This window comes from Streptococcus nasisuis (assembly GCF_040836615.1).
GTDB classification, from domain to species: Bacteria; Bacillota; Bacilli; order Lactobacillales; family Streptococcaceae; genus Streptococcus; species Streptococcus suis_V.
In genome coordinates this window covers 1677197-1700283 of the sequence record NZ_CP162268.1, presented here as the reverse complement: position 1 = coordinate 1700283, position 23087 = coordinate 1677197, and the positions used below count along the sequence as shown (strand labels likewise).

Annotated in this window: 21 protein-coding genes and 2 pseudogenes; 15 read left to right on the top strand and 8 right to left on the bottom strand. The window is 38.5% G+C overall.

All coding sequences use genetic code 11. The features are described 5' to 3' along the window. Positions 1 to 259: 259 nt before the first annotated feature. The 6 genes and pseudogenes from lsa(E) (at position 260) to AB1F57_RS08540 (ending at position 6532) form a co-directional block, all read left to right on the top strand. A complete protein-coding gene (gene lsa(E), locus AB1F57_RS08565; protein ID WP_367985618.1) occupies positions 260 to 1744 on the top strand; it encodes an ABC-F type ribosomal protection protein Lsa(E) in 1485 nt (494 codons plus the stop codon). Between the two features lie 53 nt (positions 1745 to 1797). Beyond that, a pseudogene (gene lnu(B) / locus AB1F57_RS08560) lies at positions 1798 to 2600 on the top strand (lincosamide nucleotidyltransferase Lnu(B)). Between the two features lie 687 nt (positions 2601 to 3287). Then, positions 3288 to 4109: pseudogene (locus AB1F57_RS08555) on the top strand (recombinase zinc beta ribbon domain-containing protein); the annotation flags it as partial. A 142-nt stretch (positions 4110 to 4251) separates the two neighbouring features. Continuing rightward, positions 4252 to 4476, top strand: a complete 225-nt coding sequence (locus AB1F57_RS08550; protein ID WP_002303393.1) for a helix-turn-helix transcriptional regulator — start codon at positions 4252 to 4254, stop codon at positions 4474 to 4476. A 14-nt stretch (positions 4477 to 4490) separates the two neighbouring features. Continuing rightward, positions 4491 to 5552 (top strand): type IIL restriction-modification enzyme MmeI, encoded by a 1062-nt coding sequence (locus tag AB1F57_RS08545; RefSeq protein WP_167786444.1) that lies wholly within the window; start codon positions 4491 to 4493, stop codon positions 5550 to 5552. Further along, a complete protein-coding gene (locus AB1F57_RS08540) occupies positions 5549 to 6532 on the top strand; it encodes a hypothetical protein (RefSeq protein ID WP_222350716.1) in 984 nt (327 codons plus the stop codon). Before AB1F57_RS08545 ends, AB1F57_RS08540 begins: the two co-directional genes overlap by 4 nt. Before the next feature lie 38 nt (positions 6533 to 6570). Here AB1F57_RS08540 and AB1F57_RS08535 read toward each other — a convergent pair whose 3' ends face one another. Genes AB1F57_RS08535 through AB1F57_RS08515 form a run of 5 tightly spaced genes read right to left on the bottom strand, consistent with a single transcriptional unit; the run spans position 6571 to position 9466 of the window. Further along, positions 6571 to 6864, bottom strand: coding sequence for a DUF5960 family protein (locus tag AB1F57_RS08535; protein WP_167785439.1), 294 nt, complete (start codon positions 6862 to 6864; stop codon positions 6571 to 6573). After that, positions 6851 to 7219 (bottom strand): hypothetical protein, encoded by a 369-nt coding sequence (locus AB1F57_RS08530; RefSeq protein WP_167785440.1) that lies wholly within the window; start codon positions 7217 to 7219, stop codon positions 6851 to 6853. The genes AB1F57_RS08535 and AB1F57_RS08530 overlap by 14 nt, the downstream gene beginning before the upstream one ends. Then, positions 7216 to 8631, bottom strand: a complete 1416-nt coding sequence (locus AB1F57_RS08525) for a Y-family DNA polymerase (protein ID WP_167785482.1) — start codon at positions 8629 to 8631, stop codon at positions 7216 to 7218. Before AB1F57_RS08525 ends, AB1F57_RS08530 begins: the two co-directional genes overlap by 4 nt. A gap of 5 nt (positions 8632 to 8636) precedes the next feature. Continuing rightward, positions 8637 to 8771 carry a hypothetical protein gene (locus tag AB1F57_RS08520; RefSeq protein ID WP_261310772.1) on the bottom strand — a complete coding sequence of 45 codons (135 nt, stop codon included), beginning with the start codon at positions 8769 to 8771 and terminating at the stop codon, positions 8637 to 8639. 2 nt (positions 8772 to 8773) lie between these two features. Next, entirely contained in the window at positions 8774 to 9466 is a 693-nt protein-coding gene (locus AB1F57_RS08515; RefSeq protein WP_105209166.1) for an XRE family transcriptional regulator, read from the bottom strand. A gap of 162 nt (positions 9467 to 9628) precedes the next feature. Between AB1F57_RS08515 and AB1F57_RS08510 the strand changes: the two genes are divergently transcribed. Next, positions 9629 to 10126: a hypothetical protein gene (locus AB1F57_RS08510; RefSeq protein WP_105209165.1), complete on the top strand. Its 498-nt coding sequence runs from the start codon at positions 9629 to 9631 to the stop codon at positions 10124 to 10126. Positions 10127 to 10128: 2 nt separating this feature from the next. Here the strand turns inward: AB1F57_RS08510 and AB1F57_RS08505 are convergent, their stop codons facing one another. The 3 genes from AB1F57_RS08505 to AB1F57_RS08495 form a co-directional block, all read right to left on the bottom strand. Further along, complete coding sequence (locus tag AB1F57_RS08505; protein ID WP_105209164.1) at positions 10129 to 11424, bottom strand: relaxase/mobilization nuclease domain-containing protein; 1296 nt, start codon at positions 11422 to 11424, stop codon at positions 10129 to 10131. A 1-nt stretch (position 11425) separates the two neighbouring features. Further along, positions 11426 to 11779 carry a plasmid mobilization relaxosome protein MobC gene (mobC, locus tag AB1F57_RS08500; protein ID WP_105209163.1) on the bottom strand — a complete coding sequence of 118 codons (354 nt, stop codon included), beginning with the start codon at positions 11777 to 11779 and terminating at the stop codon, positions 11426 to 11428. A 182-nt stretch (positions 11780 to 11961) separates the two neighbouring features. Next, a complete protein-coding gene (locus AB1F57_RS08495; RefSeq protein WP_167785442.1) occupies positions 11962 to 12732 on the bottom strand; it encodes a DeoR/GlpR family DNA-binding transcription regulator in 771 nt (256 codons plus the stop codon). A gap of 162 nt (positions 12733 to 12894) precedes the next feature. Here AB1F57_RS08495 and AB1F57_RS08490 point away from each other — a divergent pair, with 162 nt between their 5' ends. From AB1F57_RS08490 to AB1F57_RS08455, 8 genes are read left to right on the top strand one after another with little or no spacing between them, the layout of a single operon-like run. Then, positions 12895 to 14292 (top strand): rhamnulokinase family protein, encoded by a 1398-nt coding sequence (locus tag AB1F57_RS08490; RefSeq protein WP_167785443.1) that lies wholly within the window; start codon positions 12895 to 12897, stop codon positions 14290 to 14292. A gap of 1 nt (position 14293) precedes the next feature. Further along, a complete protein-coding gene (locus AB1F57_RS08485; RefSeq protein WP_167785444.1) occupies positions 14294 to 16081 on the top strand; it encodes an L-fucose isomerase in 1788 nt (595 codons plus the stop codon). Positions 16082 to 16100: 19 nt separating this feature from the next. Next, positions 16101 to 16748 (top strand): L-fuculose-phosphate aldolase, encoded by a 648-nt coding sequence (locus AB1F57_RS08480; RefSeq protein ID WP_024394495.1) that lies wholly within the window; start codon positions 16101 to 16103, stop codon positions 16746 to 16748. 19 nt (positions 16749 to 16767) lie between these two features. Then, a complete protein-coding gene (locus AB1F57_RS08475; protein WP_160863565.1) occupies positions 16768 to 18075 on the top strand; it encodes an ABC transporter substrate-binding protein in 1308 nt (435 codons plus the stop codon). Between the two features lie 58 nt (positions 18076 to 18133). Further along, the gene (locus AB1F57_RS08470) at positions 18134 to 19054 is read left to right on the top strand and encodes a carbohydrate ABC transporter permease (RefSeq protein ID WP_023370305.1); all 921 of its coding nucleotides are present in this window, start codon (positions 18134 to 18136) and stop codon (positions 19052 to 19054) included. 9 nt (positions 19055 to 19063) lie between these two features. Next, positions 19064 to 19903, top strand: coding sequence for a carbohydrate ABC transporter permease (locus AB1F57_RS08465; RefSeq protein WP_024394492.1), 840 nt, complete (start codon positions 19064 to 19066; stop codon positions 19901 to 19903). Continuing rightward, on the top strand, positions 19900 to 21222 hold the full coding sequence (locus tag AB1F57_RS08460; protein ID WP_367985617.1) for an alpha-L-fucosidase: 1323 nt from the start codon (positions 19900 to 19902) through the stop codon (positions 21220 to 21222). The genes AB1F57_RS08465 and AB1F57_RS08460 overlap by 4 nt, the downstream gene beginning before the upstream one ends. A gap of 2 nt (positions 21223 to 21224) precedes the next feature. Then, positions 21225 to 23087, top strand: coding sequence for an alpha-N-acetylgalactosaminidase (locus tag AB1F57_RS08455; RefSeq protein ID WP_160863631.1), 1863 nt, complete (start codon positions 21225 to 21227; stop codon positions 23085 to 23087).

Sequence of the window (23087 nt, the reverse complement as noted above, 5' to 3'; positions counted from 1 at the left end):
TTCTACACTCAATAATACATTACAGTAACCTTATGTTATGTATAACAAAAGGTAATAATAGTATTTGTTTTTGAGCCGTAAGAATTTACTTTCTTGCGGCTTTTAATATTTGTAAAAGAAAGGAAGATAAACGTGATAGACAATGATACTATGTCATTCATGACAAAATCCATGCAGAGTTGGATAACATTGTAGAGTAATCAATGCCGAAAACCGACTTTGCTTATAAAATTATTATAATATAAAGGAGGAAGAATATATGTCTATAATAAATGTTTCAAATCTAACTTTTTCACACGAGGGAAGTTACGACAATATTTTTGAAAATGTAAGTTTTCAGATAGATACAGATTGGAAACTCGGTTTTATTGGAAGAAACGGACGCGGAAAAACTACTTTCTTAAATTTATTGCTTGGCAAATATGCGTATTCCGGCAATATAAGTTCTACAGTTAAGTTTGAGTATTTTCCTTATGATGTGGAAGATAAGAGTCTATATACAATTGAAGTAATGAAGAGTATTTGTACGGAATGTATGGATTGGGAGATTTTTCGTGAAATATCATTGCTTGATGTTCAAGAAGATGCTTTATATCGTCCGTTTAATACATTGTCAAATGGTGAGCAAACGAAGGTCCTTCTTGCAGCTTTATTCCTTACAGAGAGTTGTTTCCTGCTTATTGATGAACCTACAAACCATCTTGACATCGATGCACGTAATGTAGTGCAAAACTATTTGAAACGCAAGAAGGGGTTTATTTTGGTATCTCATGATAGAAGCTTACTTGATCAATGTGTTGACCATATACTATCTATCAATAAAACGAATATCGAAATCCAAAAGGGAAATTTTACTTCTTGGTGGGAGAACAAAACGTTACAAGATAATTTTGAACTGGCAGAAAACAAGAAACTCCTTAAAGAAATAGGAAGGTTGTCTTATGCAGCAAAACGTAGTTCAAACTGGTCAAATAAAGTAGAAAAAAGTAAAAATGGAACAACAAATTCTGGTTCAAAACTGGATAAGGGTTATGTTGGACATAAGGCGGCAAAGGCGATGAAACGTGCTAAAAATATTGAGTCAAGGCAGCAGGAAGCTATTTTACAAAAATCCGAACTGCTCCACAACATTGAACAATATGACGATTTAAAAATTTCGCCACTTGATTTTCACAAAGAGTGCCTAATAGAAGCGAATGATTTATCATTGTTTTATGGGGATAAAGAAGTATGCAGTAATCTTAATTTCAGAGTCAATATTGGTGATAGAGTTGCCATTATCGGAAAAAATGGGAGTGGTAAGTCTAGTATCCTAAAATTGATTAATGGAGATGATATTAAATTTACCGGAAATTTTATGCTAGCAAGTGGACTAAAAATTTCTTATATTTCGCAAGATACTTCATATTTAAAAGGTAATCTATCTGAATTTGCCTATAATAATAAGATCGATGAAACTCTATTTAAAACGATTCTTCGTAAACTGGATTTTAATAGAGAGCAGTTTGATAAGAACATGGTGGATTTTAGTGCTGGTCAGAAAAAGAAAGTACTAATTGCTAAAAGCCTTTGTGAAAGTGCACATTTGTATATATGGGATGAGCCATTGAACTATATTGATATTTTTTCACGTATCCAAATTGAAAAAATGATTTTGGAATATTGTCCTACACTATTGTTTGTGGAGCATGATGATGCTTTTTGCAATAACATTTGTACGAAAAATATTAATTTAGGTTTGTAGAGATTTTGAGTTGCCACAATAACTAAAAGATATTTACATGAAAGGGTGAAGAAATGTTAAAACAAAAAGAATTAATTGCAAACGTTAAGAATCTTACTGAGTCAGATGAACGAATTACAGCTTGTATGATGTATGGATCGTTTACCAAAGGAGAAGGTGACCAATACTCTGATATAGAGTTCTATATATTTTTGAAAGATAGTATAACCTCGAACTTTGATTCATCCAACTGGTTGTTTGACGTAGCTCCGTACTTGATGCTTTATAAAAATGAGTACGGAACAGAGGTAGTTATTTTTGATAATCTTATACGTGGGGAATTTCATTTCCTTTCTGAAAAAGATATGAACATAATCCCCTCGTTTAAAGATTCAGGTTATATTCCTGATACGAAGGCTATGCTTATTTACGATGAAACAGGGCAATTAGAAAATTATTTATCAGAGATAAGTGGTGCAAGACCAAATAGACTTACTGAAGAAAATGCTAATTTTTTGTTGTGTAATTTCTCTAATCTATGGTTGATGGGAATCAACGTTCTAAAAAGAGGAGAATATGCTCGTTCATTAGAACTCTTATCACAACTTCAAAAAATACACTACAACTTATACGTATGGCAGAAAAAAATGCTGATAATTGGCTAAACATGAGTAAAAACCTTGAAAAAGAAATTAGCCTTGAAAATTATAAAAAATTTGCAAAGACCACTGCTCGATTAGATAAGGTAGAATTATTTGAAGCCTATAAAAATTCTTTGCTATTAGTTATGGATTTGCAAAGTCACCTTATTGAACAATACAACTTAAAAGTTACACATGACATTTTAGAAAGATTGTTGAATTACATTAGTGAATAGGAGAGTAACGTTATTCACAGTATTGGGTACTGAAAATTAACAGCATACCTCAGTTTTTCAAAAAACAGCGAAGCCTATGGATATGTTCCCGTCTACCGATAGTGCAAAAAGTGTCGTGGATATGTTTCCGAGAACGGACATACACAAATGACATTCATTCTGTCCTCTCAATCCATGTGGAAGCAGTATGTCTGTTAACAAGAAAATAATTATTGTTCGTCCTGACGAGTTGTTAGACTCGAAAAGGATAAACATCATTTTTAGAACCGGTAGCCGATTTTTGGCTAGCGGTTTTTTGGGCTCTTTGGCAAATAGTGGTGATTGAATCTCGCGCTATCCTATGGAAAACCGCCTTGTGTGAGGGGCTGCGAGACCGCTTCGATCCTAGAATTGCTGAAGCACGAATCTAGCGTCACTCACATTTCATCTTTTGACGTAGCTGAGACAAGGTGTTTTTCTTCGATCCGCTAGTGGTTAATCTCTTTTTGGTGCAAATATGGTTTAGAATTTCTTTGCATGGCTTAAGGGAGTGGAGAATCGGATATTAGTAGGATTTACATCCACAGATAAAAATAGGCTTGATTTTAACAGCGAAACTAAAATACCCTACTTAAATGAAGTGATAGATTAGATGTTGGGTTGTTAGGAGATGCTTAAAAATCCTATGCAATCAATAGTTTTTAGTGTTTGTTGACTTGATCCCTAAATCGCCTGAGTACTAAACGTTGAGTGTGTCTGCTTACTGTCACTAGCCAGTAAGTGAGACTGTAGTTAATCTCTCATTTTCCCCAGTATTATGTTGAAAATAGCCATGAAGCGATTATTTCTAAAGAGTTATTTTTGCAGGCTCAAGAAGAAATTTATCGGAGAAGTAATATCTACACAGGAGAAGGCAAGAACAAAAGAATTTATAGTAGCAAGTACGCTTTAAGTGCCATCACCTTCTGTGGATATTGTGGCGATATTTATAGGAGAACCTATTGGAATATTCATGGCAGAAAAGAATTTGTCTGGCGATGCGTGACTAGAATCGAGCAGGGTCCCGAGGTATGTAAGAACCGAACCGTAAAAGAAGATGAACTCTATGGTGCGGTAATGACCGCAATTAATAAGCTACTTGCTGGTGGCAACAATATGATAAAGACACTGGAAGAAAATATTCATGCTGTGATTGGAGAAACCACAGAATACCAAATTTCAGAGATTAATACCCTACTAGATGAAAAACAAAAAGAACTAATCAAGCTGGCCAATAAAGGTCAAGATTATGAATACCTGGTAGATGAGATCGATGAGATGCGAGATAAGCGTCAGACTCTTTTAGTAGAAGATGCCTCCCTCAGTGGCGAGAACGAGCGCATCAATGAGTTGATTGAATTTATCCGCAAGAACAAATTCCGCACCTTAGAATATGATGATAAGCTTGTAAGGAAGATAATCCAGAACGTTAAGGTCTATGAAGACCACTTCGTCATAGCCTTCAAACCAGGTATCGAAATGGAAATATGAAAACCAGAAGTAAATAGCCCATGACTCTGAAGTAGAGTTGTGGGTTTTCTTTTAATTGCTGATTATAATAATATTTTAATGACTATTGCATTTATCAACCAAATGGTTTATGTTATTCTTAGCATAAACTTGGAGGTGCTGTATGACTACGGCAGAAATGATTAAAGAACTGTGTGAGCAAATGAATATAAGTGTTTCCGAACTTGCTAGACGTATTGGCCAGACTCCACAGAATTTCAATAAAAAATTACAACGAGAAACAGTAACCTTGGATGAGTTGAAGGCTATTGCTGATGTGCTAGGTGTCAAGTTTGTGCAGGCATTTATTTTACCAGATGGAGATGAAATAAAAATATCTAACGAATAAAGGAGGATGTTTATATGGTAGGTAATGTTATTCAAATAGTAACAGAGAAATTATCATCTTTGCCTTTTATAGAAGGCATTGTATTAGGGGGCTCACGTGCAAGAAGCACCCATACAGAAAATTCTGATATAGATATCGGAATCTATTACAATTCAGACTCATTTGACCTGACAGCGATTAATCAAATTGCTACAGAGTTGGATGATGAGAATAGAAACAACCTTGTTGTACCTCCCGGAGCGTGGGGTGATTGGGTTAATGGCGGTGGATGGTTAGTTATAAACGGGTGTCATGTTGACTTGATATTACGTGATATAAAACGGGTGGAACAAATAATCAAAGATACGGAGCAAGGAATTGTTACTGCCAATTATCAGACTGGGCATCCCCATGGTTATAGATGGGTACTATTTATTAAAGATTGCCCAATATCCGAGTTGAGAAAAATGCCAACTGTTATGAAGCGGATTGAAAATGTAAGAGATTTTCGACTATCGAGTAAAGCAAAAGAAATACAAAAGTTTGCCGAGACCCCAACCTTGTTTGCACAACAAACACAGCCTATTGGAGAAGATTACATCGCTGTTCCAATTGTATCTTCAGAAAATAGACGTTATATACCTCTAGGTTATGTAAGGGGGGATGTTATCACTAATAACCAAATTCAAATCATACCAAATGCATCATATTTCCACTTCGGAATTTTGATTTCTAATGTTCATATGGCTTGGATGCGAGCTGTTGCTGGCCGCCTGAAATCAGATTACCGATATTCGAAAGATATTGTCTACAACAATTTCCCTTGGCCAGAGGTGACGGAGGAGCAGAAGGAGAAGATTGCTCAAACAGCGCAGGCGATTTTGGATGCCCGTGCCCTTTATCCAGATTCGAGCCTAGCTGACCTTTATGACGAGCTGACCATGCCGGTCGAACTTAGAAAAGCTCACCAGGCCAATGATAGAGCTGTTATGACAGCCTATGGCATGACCAAGAACGTTGACGGCACCAACACTTGGCTGACTGAAAGCGAGACCGTTGAAAGACTGTTTGACATGTATGAGGAGTTGGTGAAATGATTGATAATAATCAGTTAACTGAGGTGGCAAAAATAGCTGGTTCAATGATGTCTGAACATTCTTTTCGACTTGCTAAACTACACTCTGAATACATAAGTACAGTTTTTAGTGCAATGAAACCTGCCTTTAAGCAATTAGAAAAAAACATTCGGATAATAAATTCTACTCTTTCTAATATAATTCGAAATATTGATTTTAAAGGCTTACTCAAACAACTCGAAGAAAATGAAAAGAGAAAATTAGCTTACTGTTTAGAGTATGATGTTTACATACCACCATTACTTTTGAATGATGTATATGTTCGAACAAGATTTGAAAATCAAGCTGAAGCTGATATGGTTTTACTTGAGCATTTGAATTATTGGAAAAGTAGCTATAATAAAAATGTTTATGACTTTATTCCCCTATCAATAGATACGTATTACGAAATAAATCAATTACTACAGTTGGAGAAACTTAAATATTATAAATTAATGGTAATATTTTGTCTGGAAAGAATTGAGTTTATAATAACTGAAATGCAGTTACAAGATGCCAGGAAGCTCTCAAAGATTAAAACGTCTCAGGCCGGTGTTAGAACTGTGGTTGACAGTTTGCAAGGGAAAAGTGATTTTTTGAATAAACTCGTAAATGAGTTCTCTTACACAAGTGAATCACAAAAAAATAATAATCGAGGTATAAATCTATATAAGCGATTTGATGAAGTCGAAGATATGTACTATAGAAATGAAATTCCATTAAATAGAAATTTATTCTTACATGGTCGCATCAAGGATAATCAGGTTGATTATTTAATGGTACAGAAAGCAATTTTAGCTTATGCCTTCTTTAGACAAATATATGTATTAAAGAATCAATCAACTTTAAAGAAAACTATTAGATTGAAACAATTTCAGCGAATCGGAAATTCGCGAAAACGTTCGCCAATTTTTAATAAAATTCGATATAGATCTCATTTACCTAGATATTCTTTGTTATAGCTATAGAACAGGAGCCCATCATCCGATGAGCTCCTATTTTATGCCAAACTTGTAGTCGTTTTCTGATAGATGAATTTCCTGATAAGTTTATTGTCATCAAGAGTTTCAATCTGGAATATAAAGTAGTGGTCACGGTTATCTAGGGATTTTTCCTTATTGAGAACAAAGTAGTTTTTATGTGATGCTGCCATTGCTTTCAGAATATCGTCTATCAGAAAGGTCAATGGAATATTCATGTCGGAGTAGCGGTAGAAATCTCTCTCAAAGTCCTGATAACTCTCGCTAGAATAGTCCATTTGAAGTTCATTACGCTGGAAATCAAGCAGATTCATAAAGTGCCTCCTCAACTAGAGATATACTGATAATGTCATTCATTTTCAGCTTGACATGGCCAGCCTTAGTTTTGATTAGGATATTGTCTTTGGTTAAATTTGGAATGGTACCAATATAGGAAACACGTTGTTTCTTCTCTGTTACGTCAATGCGCGCGGTAAGTTGTCCTGCATAGACTTGACTGAGTAGGAGTAATTTCTTCTCAATGCTTAGTTCGGATAAATAAGTCACATTGCTCGCATCATCTGAGAGTGCAGAGGTATGCTCAGACAGGAAAAAGCCCATCCATTTTTGCATCTTGACATCCTGGTACTCTCGAGCTGATTGAAATGGTAAGTATGAACGGTCAATCATTTTAATCCCTCCAATCCACCAGCGGAATGCCCGCCGATTAGTTTACTACGTTCAATATTGCGGGAACCTTCGGTCAGAACGGTTCCTTTTTGAATAGCTAAAAAGCCAAATTTTTCTCTAACAGCATCAATTGCGGTCTGTATTTTTTCTTCTTTCTCTATTGTCTCTAAGTCATCAAAAAGCGATAGGAGCGTCAAATTTTCATCCACAAAACCACTATATGTGACCCCTATTTGCCTCACAATTCCATATGAATATTTACTTCGGAACAATTCAAGAACATGGTTGACCATTGTTCTGGGTAGGTTTGCTGGGTCTATCTTCTTTTGAGCATTGATGGATTTTCGTTTCTCCGTCCATGAAAAGCCAATATGAATAGAAACAACAGTAGCCTTCTTGTGGGCTTGTCGCAGTCGATTAGCAACTTGGTCCGCCATTTCAGCTAGGGCAACTTCTATCTCCCTTTGAGTACGATAGTCTCTTGGTAACATTTGAGAGTTTCCAAGCCCTCTTGATTTGGGTTTGTAGTGTTCGTGAACGTCACTCTCATCAACTCCATTTGCATGGAACCATAGCTGAACACCTTCTTTGCCTAATTCTTTCTTGAGAACATCTGGATTAAAATTGGCAAGCTCCTTGATAGAATTAACTCCAAGTTTACGGAGCCTTTTTTCTCGTTTGTCACCGATTCCCCAAAAATCTGTCAGGTTGGGTATTGCCCAGACTTTTGTTTCCACATCTTCATAGGACCAATTGGCACGCATTGTTGGGGTTTTCTTGGCTTCGTTATCCAATGCTAACTTGGCTAGTAGGGGATTAGCATTGCTCATCCCAACTGTTGAGATAACCCCTGTTTTACGGAAAATATCCCTTTGGATCAGTGCAGAAACATTGTCTAATTTATCTTTTCTTGACAGTTTGTCGCCTGGGATGAAGTAACGTAGAGAGCTTGTCAGGTCAATGAATCCCTCGTCAATTGAGTAGGGATGGATGTCATCAGGAGCAGCATAGTCCTGGAAGATGTGCTGAATTTCCAAATTCTTCTCAATGTACCGTTCCATTCGTGGGGCAACGATCAGTGTTCGTTTGGCCCAATGCTCTATAAAGGATTTGTACTTCGGAGTAACTTCAATCCCTTGTTTCCAAGCATTTTGGTAGCTAAACTTGCGAGTGTTTATATCGAAAGGCAGGTCGTAAGAACGTCCTACATTACCTTTTCCAAACACTTGTTTGAACATGGGAGAAGCGGCAAGAATAAGGCCAGAAGCATGATCAGCACGGCTCATGACACATAGTGAAGTGTAAAGCGGGTGCAATCCCCTATCCACACACTCGATAGAAGCGTAGAAGGATTTCATATCAACAAAAGCAATATCGCTACGGGGTTCTTTAGAATAGTCAATATAGCCTATAGTGATCACCTAGCTTTCAAATTTGCTAATTCATCAACCAATTCAGTTAAATGGTCAGTTACATCATATTCTTTTTGGTCGAGTAAAAAAATAATTCTATTTGCTTTAATAAATATAATGTCGTCAAACTGTCTTGACATTACTAACCTCCAATCACCGGCATGAAGTGCCCTACAACCTTGCCAACAATTCTGATTTCATCTTCAAAGGGGATAAATTTCTCGACGACATCTGGATTGATAGAAACCATTCTAAAGCCGTCTTCTTCACGATAGAGTTTCTTGATGTAGAGAGCTCCATTCCAGTTTAATGCATAGACAGCCCCATCATAATCAAATCCAGTAGCTCGAATCAACGCAACCTCTCCGTCTTTGTAAACAGGTTCCATTGAGTTACCTGAAATCCAAGTTGCTATATCAAACCCTGAATATTCATCTTCTGAATAAACAGTTTCTGTTTCATACTCATCAAAGAAACTTTCACCTGGTCCGGCAGATAATTGAACTTCGGAAAGCACCTGATAGGAGAACAGTGACACAACATTCTCAGCAATGGATTGAGATGCTAAAAGTTGTTCAACATAATCCTCGGCAGCTAATTTATTTTCATCTGTGAGTAGAAGATAGTTTTGAACGATAGTATATTCAGATTCAAAAAAAGATTCCTCTACGTCGAAAATATCAGCAAGTATGGAAAGATTCTTCTGATTTGGTTTGGTTTTTCCGCTTTCCCAGGCACTAAAAGACATGCGACTAATCTTCAGTTTTCGTGCTATTTCAGCTTGTGAAAATCCTAATTCTATTCTTTTTTCTTTTAATTTTTTTGGAGAGAACATGATTACTCCTTTCTGTGTCAGTTTATAAACTTACACAAAGTATAAAATATTTTTTGTAATTTGACAAGTATTAGTTTAAAAATAATTCGACAATTCTATATAATGAGCGGACAAAATATGAGAAATGCAGTAAACTAGAAGTGCAAAAGGAGTGATACTGTTATGATTTTGTTAAGTTTATATGGGCTAATTATTGTTGCAGCAATTTGTCTTTTCTTTTTCTTTGCAAAGACTTCTGTTAAGCTTACTTGTTTTGCAATTGATTTCGTTGCAGTATTTATCTATACAATTTATCTTTTACACGGACCAGTATCCAGTAAAATTTCAAGCGGAAATATGATTTATTTTTGGGATGTTTTGTTTGGATTGACTTCAATCGTGGTCTATAGTTTTCTAATGTTGTTGTTGACCATTTACTTGCCAAAGGTAAGTAAGATTATCAATTTCGTCATAGTATATTTTGGTGTAGGGATAGGTATTTGTTTGGCAATTGATTTCATAACTTCCCTGTTATCAATCTTGAATTCAAACATTGAAGCAACCTATCGGTTACAGTTTTTGAATAATGACCTTGCTAATGATGTATTTTACTATATACTATTCTTCTTTGTTTCTATACCTGTATGGAAGAAGCGGATGGATTATCTAGCTGGTGGATAATCTTAAATATTGCGATTTTGTTCAGTTTCAAAGTAATAGTCAATATTTTTCTTGTGCTGATATAGTTTGTTGAATTGAAATTTTATTTGAGAATACTCTGTCATAAGGGTATTCTTTTTTTCTTGCAATTGTTCTAACTGGGATAATATGTCTTTTGGATTGGCTGATTTATTATTGAGTGAAAGGTCTTGTTTGGCCTTTTTGTAGGCAGTAATATCTTTCTGATATTCTTTTAAGAACTGGCGATTATTTGGTTGCTTCTGATAATGATGATAAATGAGTCTATTCTTCTGTATGACGTAAAGATTTTTCATTATCTTACCAAGTTCCGTCATTTCTTTATCAATTTGCTTAACTTCATCTTGAATCGAGATTTGTTTATCAGCAATAGATTCGATGGCAAGTTCTAAATCATTTTTTGTTTGAATACCTAGGTTTCTCAGTTCAACTAGACCTTGTGCCATGGATTTTAAGTTGTGTTTTCTCGCCCAAAATTCCAATCCTTTTTTATCATTAATCTTACTTGTATCAATAAGTTGTTGAGGCGGATTATTCTCAATTCTTTTTTTCAATCTTTCCTCAGTATAGTCGGATCCTATTGTTTTAGAGCGTGTGAATCTAGAAGCATTTTTATATTTGAAGGCAATGTGTTTTCCAAATTTGATTTCGCATTTTGATTTCCTCATACGGTCAAGAAAGTCGTCCCATGAGTTCGAACGTGAAATATTTAGGTCGATAAGAAATTGTAAATATGACTTCCAACCTTTACCATTTTGGCTTTGTTCCCACTCATAATGGGATTTTCCTCTGGTTTTGTATTTCGTTCGATAGGTTTGATAATGTTCATCAATAATTGACAATTTGTATTTTTTGCATATGCGATCACTAGTATACCGTATTTGGTGATAGGTCCGTTTATTGCTTTGATAGCATTTCCCAGTTTTAAAATTGACATTATTAAAAATAATATGATTATGAATATGGCCTTTGTCAATATGAGTAGTAAGTACAAATTCATACTCATCTTTCAAGATATTTTTACAGAGTTCTAGTCCAATTTTATGGGCAGTTTCTTGGTCAACTTCACCTGGTAAGAAGGACTGAATCAGGTGTCTAGCTAGTACCGTTCCATTTACTTTATTCTCTTTTCGAGTTTGTAAGAATTGTAAATGAGCAGTGGTAGGAAAACACATGTGTGTCGAAATGAGCGTTTGATCATCTGTTTTTTTCTTCTCAAAGATGTAGTCTATTGCAAAATGCAGAGTAGATTTAATGGGGTGAATTTTAGTAACAGCCATATTAAATATCCCCCTGATCTGTTCTGTTGTAGAGTATGTTTTGTAATTTATTGAGTTCCTTGCTCAAACGATATATTTCGTTTTGGATTGTCGTAATGTCCTCTTTATAAACAAGGGAGTAAGTATTGACCTTCTTGGCAATTTGGTTGACATTAGTGGAGGTCTTGGAAAGGAGATGTTGTAACTCTCTAAATGGCTGCATATCGACTTCATAAATCGATGTTTCAAGGATACACTTGAGGACGAAATGCCGCATTGATTTTGACCTAGATTGTCCATATTTTTGTCGCACTTGAGCAAGTTCTTTATCCGAAAGTCGAATTTTTAATTGATTGGGTCTAGTACGTTTTTCCATTATCTATTCCTTTCTATTGGGGTCTTAGGGTTCTCCCTAACAAGTAAAATGTAACGAAAAAAGCAGAGCCAAGGGCGTCTGCTTCGTTAATTTTATCGTAAGTGGGTACCCACTTACTGTGCTTGCTACAACAGTTCAAAGTTGTAGAGCGATAAGCTAAATTGTTTTGTTAAGAAGTACTATTAATCATAAGCTATCCACTCTACATTGAGTTGGTCAGCGGCATTCAGCAATGTTTTATCAGGATAGTTATCAGAAATAATGGTTTTATACTGTTCTAAGTTATTGATTTTGAAGAAACCTGTATGATTAAATTTTGAGCTATCAATGAGTAAGATCGTATCTCTTGCTTGATCGATGATACTCTTTTTAGCCAATGCTTGACTAAAGGAAACTTCATAGACAAATTCATCATCAATACCACGGGCTGAACAGAAAGCTAAATCAATACGGAAATGACTTAATAGGTTATTTTCACTATTATGGTTGATAACAGAAGCGGAGTGGTGTTTGACTTCACCACCAGTGATGAAGATTTTCATTGTTGGATTTGCTAGGTCTGCCAACATTTGAGCAGTATTTAAACCATTTGTAAAAATAATTAAGTTATCAATGTTAGCTAGATAGGGACAAAGTTCATAAACAGTTGTACTAGAGTCCAAGTAAATGCACATACCAGGACCGATAAAGTCCTTGGCAAGTTCTGCAATTTTCTTTTTAGCATCTCTATTTTCGGTTTCCCTAATTGAATGGGCTAGTTCAACGGTATTAAAAGAATTAAGAACGACTTCACCACGTTTTCTGGTTAGGAATCCCTGTTCTTCTAAATAAATTAAATCCCTCCGAAGGGTTGATATACTTGAAAACGTTAATTTTTCTAGCTGTTTGACATCAATTCTCTTTTTGGTATGAAGAATTTCTGTAATATCTTTTAAGCGTTTGTCTCTGCTCATATCAAGCCTCCTAATGTATATAATAACATAAAATGAACTAAAGTGAAATATAAACCTAGTGAATTTTGAACAAAATTCATTTTTTCGTTCATCTATTGAAAATCAAGATTTAATATCTTAAAATAAAAATATGAAAGCGGTAACAAGTTGGAGGTGAAGAAAATGCAATCGGTACTTGCCATTGACCTGGGGGCTACATCAGGAAGAGCAGTGGCTTATTCACTTGTTGAAGATAAGATTATTGCAAATGAGTTAGTACGATTTACGAATTCCCCGATAAAGCATCGCGGCGAACTATGTTGGAATGTAGAACATCTTTTTCAAAATATAGAATTAGCTATTCAGACAGCTAAAAAATCATATGAGATCCAAGCCGTTGGGATTGATACTTGGGGAGTTGATTTTGCTCAGGTTGATAGTCAAGGGAAGTTAGTAACTCCACCGGTTTGTTATAGAGATAGTCGAACAAAAGGAATCCTAAACAATATAGCCAAGTATTCATCACTTGATGACCTATATTATAAGACAGGAAATCAGTTAATGGAAATAAACACATTGTTCCAACTGATTGCGACTAAAGAGAAATCACCAGAATCTTATTTTAGAACATACAAGATACTTATGGTTTCTGATTATCTCAACTATCGATTGTCAGGAGAACTTGCTATTGAGCGAACCATCGCTTCGACGACACAGATGCTTAATCCTTTGACAAAGGAATGGAACCACGAAGTGCTTGCCATGTTTGAAGTGTCAGACTTGCTCTTACCTGACTTGGTGGACGAAGGTAATGTCCTTGGGAAAACACCAGACGGTATCAAGGTCATCAATGTCTGCCAGCACGATACGGCGAGTGCAGTTGCCGCCATACCGATCCTGGAGGAGAAAACACTCTATATTTCTTGTGGGACTTGGTCCTTGATTGGAACAGAATTGGAGAATCCAATCCTGACAGAAAAAGCCTTGACCTACAATTTTACCAATGAGCTTGGGCACAGTCGTAGCATACGATTTTTAAAAAATTGCACCGGTCTTTGGATTGTCGAGGAACTGAGACGAGACTACAAGGAACAGGGACAGGAACTTGATTTTGATACTATTCGTCAGCTGGTAGAAGCAGTAGATGAAGACGTTTCGATTATTGATACAGATGACAGTCGCTTTGCTGAGCCAGGTCACATGATAGAAAAAATTCAGACCTACTTAGTAGAAAAAGGCCATTCCAAACCAGAGGAAGCCGGTCAACTTTTCAAGATTGCCTATCATAGTTTGGCTCATAAGTACAGAGAAGTTATTGGCCAGTTGGAAGAAGTTGTTGAATACAATTTTAGCTACCTTCATCTGATTGGCGGCGGGTCGAAGTCAACGTACTTTTCTCAGTTAGTTGCCGATGTGACAGGAAAGACAGTTGTGACAGGCTTGTATGAGGCAACATCTCTAGGCAATGCCCTTATCCAATTCAAAGCACTTGGTTATATAAAGGATATGGCTGAAGCCAAGGAAATTGTGACAAATTCAGTAAACTTTCACTACTTTTATCCCGAAAAGGAGGAGGTCTAGGATGACAAACTATCCTAAAATTGGCATTCGTCCGACTATCGATGGACGACAAGGTGGGGTTCGTGAATCCCTGGAAGAAAAGACAATGGCCATGGCAGTGACTGCCAAGGAATTAATTGAAAGCAATCTTCGCTATGCTGATGGAACGCCTGTCCAGTGTGTGGTCGCTAGTCGTACCATCGGTGGTCAGGGTGATGCTGGTATTGTCTATGATGAGTTTTCAAGTCAAAATATTGTAGCGACTCTCTCAGTTACACCAAGTTGGTGCTACGGTACTGAAACCATGGACATGGATCCCCATACCATCAAGGCTATCTGGGGCTTTAATGGCACAGAGCGGCCTGGTGCAGTTTATCTTGCGGCGGCTATGAGTGGCTATGCTCAAAAAGGGTATCCAGCCTTTAAGATTTACGGGCATGATGTTCAGGATTTGAATGATAATTCAATCCCAGATGATGTGGCTGAAAAAATCCTTCTCTTTGCGAGAGGAGCAATCGCAGCTGGTCAGATGAAGGGAAAATCCTATGTCAACATCGGAGCATCTTCAATGGGAATTGCCGGCTCACAAGTTACAAGCTCCTTCTTTGAAGACTATCTGGGAATGTTGGTAGAGTTTGTCGACATGACCGAAATCCTTCGCCGTATCCAGCTGGAAATCTATGACAAAGACGAGTATGAAAAGGCCCTGGCTTGGATAAAGGAAAATTGTAAAGAAGGCATTGACATTAATGCTGGAAAAGATTTCCCAGAAGTTATTACGAAGTCAAAAGTAATCCCTGCAGATAAGGATTGGGAATTTATTGCCAAGCAAACCTTGATTATTCGAGATATTCTCTTTGGAAACCCAAAACTCGCAGAAATCGGCTGGGAAGAAGAGTCTCGTGGTAGAAATGCTATCTCAGGTGGTTTCCAGGGTCAGCGACAATGGACTGACTGGCTACCAAATGGAGATTTCGCTGAAGCGATTTTGGCCTCAACCTTCGACTGGAATGGTCCGAGACCCGTGACCGCTTTTGCGACTGAAAACGATACATTGAATGCAACCGCCATGTTATTTGGAACCCTCCTAACCAATAAGGCTCCAATATTCTCTGATGTCAGAACCTATTGGAGCCCAGAGGCGGTGCAACGTGTAACAGGTAAGGAATTGACCGGTCGTGCCAAGGATGGAATTCTCCATCTCATCAATTCTGGAGCTTCAGCTCTTGACGGCAGTGCAGCTGCGCGAGATGAAAATGGACAACCGACCATGAAAGAATTTTGGAATATGACCGAGGAGGATGTCAAAGCCTGCCTCGAAGCCACAGACTGGTGCCGTGCCAACTACGAATACTTCCGCGGAGGTGGTTTCTCTTCACACTTTAAGACAGAGGGAGAATTGCCAGTAACTTTGATTCGTGTCAATCTCGTTAAGGGTGTGGGTCCAAGCCTGCAGATTGCAGAAGGCTATACCTGCCCGCTAGATGATGAGGTGCATCGTATCCTGGATGAGCGGACGGACCGCACTTGGCCAACTACCTGGTTTGCTCCAAATCTTGGTCAGCCAGGATTTGAAACGGTGTATGATGTCATGAATCACTGGGGCTCCAACCACGGTGCCTTCGTTCATGGACATATCGGTGCGGAAGTAATTACACTAGCAAGTATGCTCCGTATTCCTGTGGCATTACATAATGTTCCAAGGGAACGGATTTTCCGACCAGCAATCTTTGATGGTGTGGGAACAAAAGATTTAGAAGCGGCTGACTTCAAGATGTGTGAGGTTCTAGGTCCGCTATATAGCAAATAAAGGAGAACAGCCTATGTTCATGGAAAAAGAAAGAAAGGAACTCATCGCTTACGGTAAAAAGTTAGTCACAGAAGGATTTACAAAGGGAACAGGTGGCAATCTTAGTGTCTTTGATAGAAAGCAGGGGTTGATGGCCATCACACCTTCAGGAATCGATTTCTTTGAAATCCAGGAAGAAGACATTGTCATTATGGACCTGGAGGGGAATGTTGTAGAAGGGCATCGCCTCCCCTCAAGCGAATGGTATATGCACCTGATTCAGTACCAAGAACGGGATGATATTGACGCTGTTATCCATGCCCATACGACCTATGGAACGGTCTTAGCGGTCCTAAGAGAACCTCTTCCAGCCAGTCACTATATGATTGCGGTAGCTGGTAAGGATGTCCAGGTTGCGGATTATGCCACCTATGGAACCAAGGAATTGGCTGAAAATGCAGCCAAGGCTATGAAAGACAGACGTGCAGTCTTTCTTGCCAACCACGGTATCCTAGCTGGAGCCCAAGACCTGCTAAATGCCTATAACATTATTGAAGAAGTTGAATACTGTGCAAAAATTTACTGTGTTGCCAAAAGCATGGGAGAACCAGTCATCCTCCCAGACGAAGAAATGGAATTGATGGCTGAAAAATTTAAAACATACGGACAAAGACAAACATCAAAATAGACAATAGGAGGAATTTGTCATGACTAAAAAATTATTGAAATGTGGTTCACTTTGCCTTTTGGCATCTGTATTCTTAGCAGCATGTAGTGCGTCAGGTAGCAACAGTGGTTCGTCTGAAGAGAAAGCAGCTTCAGGTGGTGACGAAGCTGTTCTGGAATTCTATCATGGCTACCACCACAGTGAAGATGAGTGGCCAGCTGCAAAAGTTATGCGTGACTTGTATGACGAATTTGCCAAACAACATGCTGATGGGGACGTTGAATTTAAGGCAACACCAGTCAATGGTAGCTTGACAGATATTATGAACAACAAGGTTGCCAGTGGTGAGTTCCCAGATATGATTGACCTGGCTGGTAATGATGTATCACTTGCAGCTATCGAACAAAGTTTGGTATTGGACTTGAAACCATACATTGACGAAAATGGTCTTGAGAAGAATGTTGGCCTGAACTATACCCAAAACGATGTTGATGGAAAAATCTTTACTGTTCATGACCAATTATTGACACTTGGTTTGTGGTACAATGCAGATATTTTTGAAAAAGCTGGTGCTAAAACCCCAGATCAGTGGGCTAAATGGAGCGACTTTACAGAAGCAATGGCAAAAGTTCGTAGCCAAGAAGGTATCTATGCCTTTGGTGCTGGGGAACCTGCAATTCGTCTCTTCAACACTGTTTTAGGTTCTTCTGAAGCCGGTCGTAAATTGTTGGAAGGTCCACTTACTTCTGAAGGCATTGACTCAAAAGAATTTGCAGAAGCACTGAAACTGGTTATGACAGAAGTACAGGCAAACGGTTCTGCCAATGCTGGCGGCGATGCCAACGTTTACTCAACTGATTTCACAGATGGTAAGTCAGGCGTGTTCTTCAACGGTGTTTGGGCAGCAGGTGGCTTGTCTGAAAATCCAGCGTATCGTCCTGGTCTCTACGCTGGTAATATCGCAATTTCCTCAGCAGGTGGTGGTTTGACTATCTCAAGTGGCTTGTCTGAGCCTGAAGAAAAATTGGCATTAGAGTTTGTTAAATACATGACTAGCGACGATGTTCAAAAAACTATCTTTGAAAAAGTAGGTGCCAACCCAACAAGCCAAGCAATTGATACAGCAGAAATTGCTAAAGGATCAGACGACGCAACTGTTAAATTGCTCGGTGAAGCAACTTCAATGGCAAACAATGCAGACGTCATTGTGCCAACCGTTGTTTCAGCTTGGGGTGGTGATGTTCGTACAGCTATCATTAACGCATTGACAGAAAGTGCAGCTGACGGTGTGGACATTGACCAAAAAGTAAAAGAAACTCAAGATATTTTGAAAGCCCTTATCGGCTAAAATTACAGGGCTAGGGAAGTGTATCCTTAGCCCTTTTGTTTAGAAAGTGAGTAATAGTATGGCAAAGAAAACCATGACCTTGAAAAACAGGAAACAGCAGAAACAGAGGTTCATTTTCCTATTCCTTTTGCCGACTTTGATTTGTTTCTTCTTGTTTTATTTCTATTCTGTGGTGACGATTTTCGCTACTTCCTTTACCAAGTGGGATTATACTAACCTGACTAAACCAGAATTTTTAGGTTTCGGCAATCTATTTGCCAACTACAAGTATATTTTTAAGGAATATCCTTTCTTCTTGGAAGCACTGAAAAACTCCCTGACCTGGGCAGCGATCGGTGTCTTGGTTCAAGTTCCTCTAGCATTATCAGTGGCAATAGCTCTGTCAAAAAAATTGCCAGGCTGGAAGATTTCACGGAACCTCTATATCATTCCAAGTATCATCTCAAGTGCGGCTATGGGCTTGATTTTCTTACAAATCTACAACCCTAACTACGGTGTGGTCAACCAGGTCATCCGTTTCTTCAATCCAGATTTCACAGGAGCCATCCTCTTGACGCCTGGTCTGAATATTATCGCTATGACCTGTGCTTATATCTTCTTTGCTGGAACATCCACCATCATGATTCTAGGACAAATCTTCGCCATTCCACAAGAGATTCATGAAGCAGCGATTTTGGATAATATTACGGGTTGGAGACGAGAGTGGTACATCACTATTCCCATGATCAAAGAAACCTTGAAAACAGTCTCCATTATGGCAGCTACTTCTGGTTTTCTATTGTATAACGAGGTGTTCTTCTTGACCAATGGTGCTGCAGGAACCAAGAGTATCAGTTTCATCATTCGGGAGTTAGCAGTATCAAGTTCTCGGACCCAGTATGCTAGGGCAAATACCATTGGTGTGATTCAAATATTGGGTGGTATGTTGATTATTCTCTGCATTAACTTGATTTTCAGAGAAGGCAAAGCTAGAAAGTGAGAAATGAGTATGGATGCTAAATTAAGTGGACTATCAAGAACAGGCAAGCTCATTATTTATGGCTACATGGCCATTACCTGTTTGATTTCAGTGTTTCCAATATTATGGATTTTCCTTTCTTCCCTTAAGGCTGATCCAATGAAAAATCCTGGTATCAGCTTACCGACTGACTTGAGTTTTGAAGGCTATATCAAGGTATTTACAGAACTCCATGTCTTGGATTATTTTTGGAACAGCTTTAAGGTGGTTTCAATATCTGTATTGATTAGTATAATTATGATTTCTATGTCTTCCTACGTTATTGCACGTATGGAATTTAGGGGCAAGAAATTAATTACAGCAATGCTTTATTCAACCCTATTCATTCCTGCAACGGCCATGACTTTCCCTGTTTATCGTTTGGTAAATGTTCTGGGCATTTATAATACACCGGCAGCCTTGATTTTTGTCTACTCTTGTAGTGGTATTGCCATGAGTTTCTTTATCATCAAGAACTACTTTGCCATTATTCCAAAAGAGCTAGAAGAGGCAGCAGAAATTGATGGGGCTACCTACGCTCAGACCTTCTGGAAGGTCATGTTGCCTATTGCTAGACCGGGTATTTTGACAGCAGCTATCTTAGCCTTTATCAATAATTGGAACGAATACTATTGGGCTTCTATGTTGATTATCAACAAGGATGAATTGACAGTTCCAGCCTTGCTGGGTCAATTTACAACCAGCTTTAATACCAACTATAATGGTCTCTTTTCAGCCATTGTCGTGATTATCTTACCACCGATTTTACTATTTGCTTTTGCAAGTAAATACTTCATCGAAGCACTGGGAGGAGGAGCAGTAAAAGGATGACAAAAAACAGTTTACAAGACATCTATAAACGTACGGAATGGTTTAGACAGGACCGCTTTGGTATGTTTATCCACTGGGGGCTTTATTCCATTCCTGGCAAGGGAGAGTGGATTCGTAGCCACCAGCAATTATCTATAGAGGACTACCAACCATACTTTGAAGCCTTTAATCCAACTAAGTATAATCCGAGGGAATGGGCTAGGGCAGCCAAAGCAGCAGGCATGAAGTATATGGTCTTGACAGCCAAGCACCATGATGGTTTTTGCTTGTTTGATTCAGCCTACACCGACTACAAGGCTACCAACACACCGATTGGCAAGGATTTGGTGGCGGAGTTTGTCCAAGCTGTCCGAGAAGAGGGCTTGAAAGTCGGTCTTTACTTTAGCCTGATTGACTGGTATCACAAGGATTATCCAAAGTATGGAGACATGATTCATCCCATGCGGGAAAATGAAGCCTTCAAGGATGAAGTGATTGATTTTGATAATTACTTGATCTTCCTACACAACGAAGTCGAAGAAATTGTGACCAAGTATGGCAAATTGGACATTCTATGGTTTGACTATTCTTATGGCAATATGTTCGGTGAAAAATGGCGGGCAACTGATTTGATAAACTTGGTTCGAAAGCACCAACCAGATGTGGTTGTCGATAATCGTCTGGAAACCTCTGGAGAGGGATTCGGCTCTATTGTGACGGATGACATCAACATTTTCTCTGGTGATTTTGTTAGCCCTGAGCAAATTGTTCCGCACGAAGGCATTCGCAATGCACATGGAGAACCGATTCCTTGGGAACTGTGCTTAACCATGAATAACAACTGGGCTTATAATCCAACGGATCATCTCTACAAATCATCCAAAACGTTGATTCGCAAGTTAGTTGAATGTGTCAGCAAAAATGGGAATATGATTTTGAATGTCGGACCAGATGCTCTGGGTTTAATTAACCTAGAAAGCAAATCTATTTTAGAAGATTTTGGCAACTGGTTGGGTAAGAACGGAGAATCTATTTATGGCTGTGGTGTCAGCTCACTGCCTAAGCCTGAATGGGGCTACTATACGCAAAAAGGCAATACTATCTATGCCCATGTCTTTGAACAACCAATCGGACCTCTTGCACTGATTGGTATTGATGAGAAGAAAGTGAAGCGAATGAGCTTCTTGCACGATGGTAGCGAAGTCAAGATTTCTAAGAGCTGGACGACCAATGCTTATGAAGGTATTTGTTTTGCCCAGTATGGGGACATTCCCCATTTTACCTATCCCCTACCAGATGAGGTAGATAGTGTGATAAAAATTGAATTAGAAAGTGAATGAGTATGAAGATTGAAAACAATCATCTGGCTCGATACTTCAAGTTAGTGGATGGGAAGTTTTATACTTCCCATATTCTGAATAAGGACTTAGAAGTGGTCGTGCCGAACCAGTCAACGCAAGAATTTCGTATGGTTCTCATGAATGGCAGAGAATTGACATCAGAGCATTTTGAAGCCCATGTTGTGGAGCAAACCAAGGAAACTCTTCTTCTAAGTTTTAACGGAGAGCATATCCAGCTCCTGTTAGAGTATAAATCTAGGGCGGATGTCATCAGTAAAAAAATGACCGTCCTGAACTCTCAAGAGGCCATCAATTATATCGATGTGGAATGGTATGAATTTGCTAATAACGAGGGTATTTTTTATCCTCAAAAGCAGGATGACATCAAGGAGATGGCTGGTTTTTCAGGTTATTATGTGGAACTGGGGCAGCCAGTCTATTCCAAGTCACTATTCTTTGGCATGGAATTTCCGATGGGAGAAAATAGGGTAGATGGCGAAGTTTATTTTTCACGCTATTACCTAGGGAAAGCAGTTTCGTCTGCTAAGGAAATCTGGCCAGTTGTCATAGGTGCGGCACCTTCGACAGATAAACAAGGAATCCAGACAGCCTTTTATAATTATATTGAAGGCATTGCCCAGCCAAGTTTTTTCAGAAAGCAGTACAATTCTTGGTATGACCACATGACCAATATTGACGAGGACATTATTATTAAGAGTTTTGAGGAAATTTCTCATGGCTTTGAGGACCATGGTATCCAGCTGGATGCCTATGTTGTCGATGATGGCTGGTGCGACTATGAAAGTGTTTGGGAGTTTAATCATAAGTTCCCGAATGGCTTGACTAAGGTCAAGGCTTTGGTCAATAATCTGGGGGCTAGTCTCGGTCTTTGGATAGGCCCCCGAGGTGGCTATAACGGGACAGAAGTAACCATGAGTGATTGGCTAGAAGCGCATCCCGAGTTCGGTAGTAAGAACAAACTATCAAACGATGTCAATATCGGTGATTTTACCTACCTCAATCGGATGAAAGCCAAGATGTTGGATTACCAAAAGCAGTACGACATTAGTTATTGGAAAATTGATGGTTGGTTGTTGAAACCTGATGTACAGGATTCATCTGGGGATTATGCTATGCACACCATGACCCCTGTTTATGAATTTTTGATTGAACTTTTGAAAGATCTGAGAGCTGAACGAGGGGAGCAAGATTGCTGGCTCAACCTGACCTCCTACGTCAATCCAAGTCCTTGGTTCCTCCAATGGGTCAATAGTTTGTGGATCCAGATTTCTCAAGATGTTGGTTTTACGGAGAATGCAGGTAGTGATATTCAGCGGATGATAACGTATCGTGATTGTCAATATGAGGAATTTTTAGATAAAAGGGATATTCAACTGCCTCTTTGGAGCCTTTATAATCATGAACCAATCTATGCCAGCACAGCTCATACATGGTATATGGACCATCAGATGTATGCGACAGTAGAGGAATTTGAAGATTATCTTATGTTCATTGCGACACGGGGGAATGCCTTCTGGGAGTTCCATTATTCCTACACCATGTTTGATGAAGAGCGTTGGAAAGCCAATGCGCGTGCTGTCAAATGGATTGAGGCTAACTATCCGACATTGAAACAAAGTCAGAAAATTGGGGGCAGTCCATCAGCCTTTGACATTTATGGCTACCACTGTGTTAATGGAGATAAAGAAATCCTTTCACTCCGTAACCCATCTGGTGAAGCAAAAGTTTTCACAAGTGAGAATTGGAACCTATATGATTACCAGACAGTAAAAGGTCATTTTGAACAAGTTTCTGAGACTGAGATCCAATTAGCACCGTATGAGATTGTAATTTTATCAAAATAG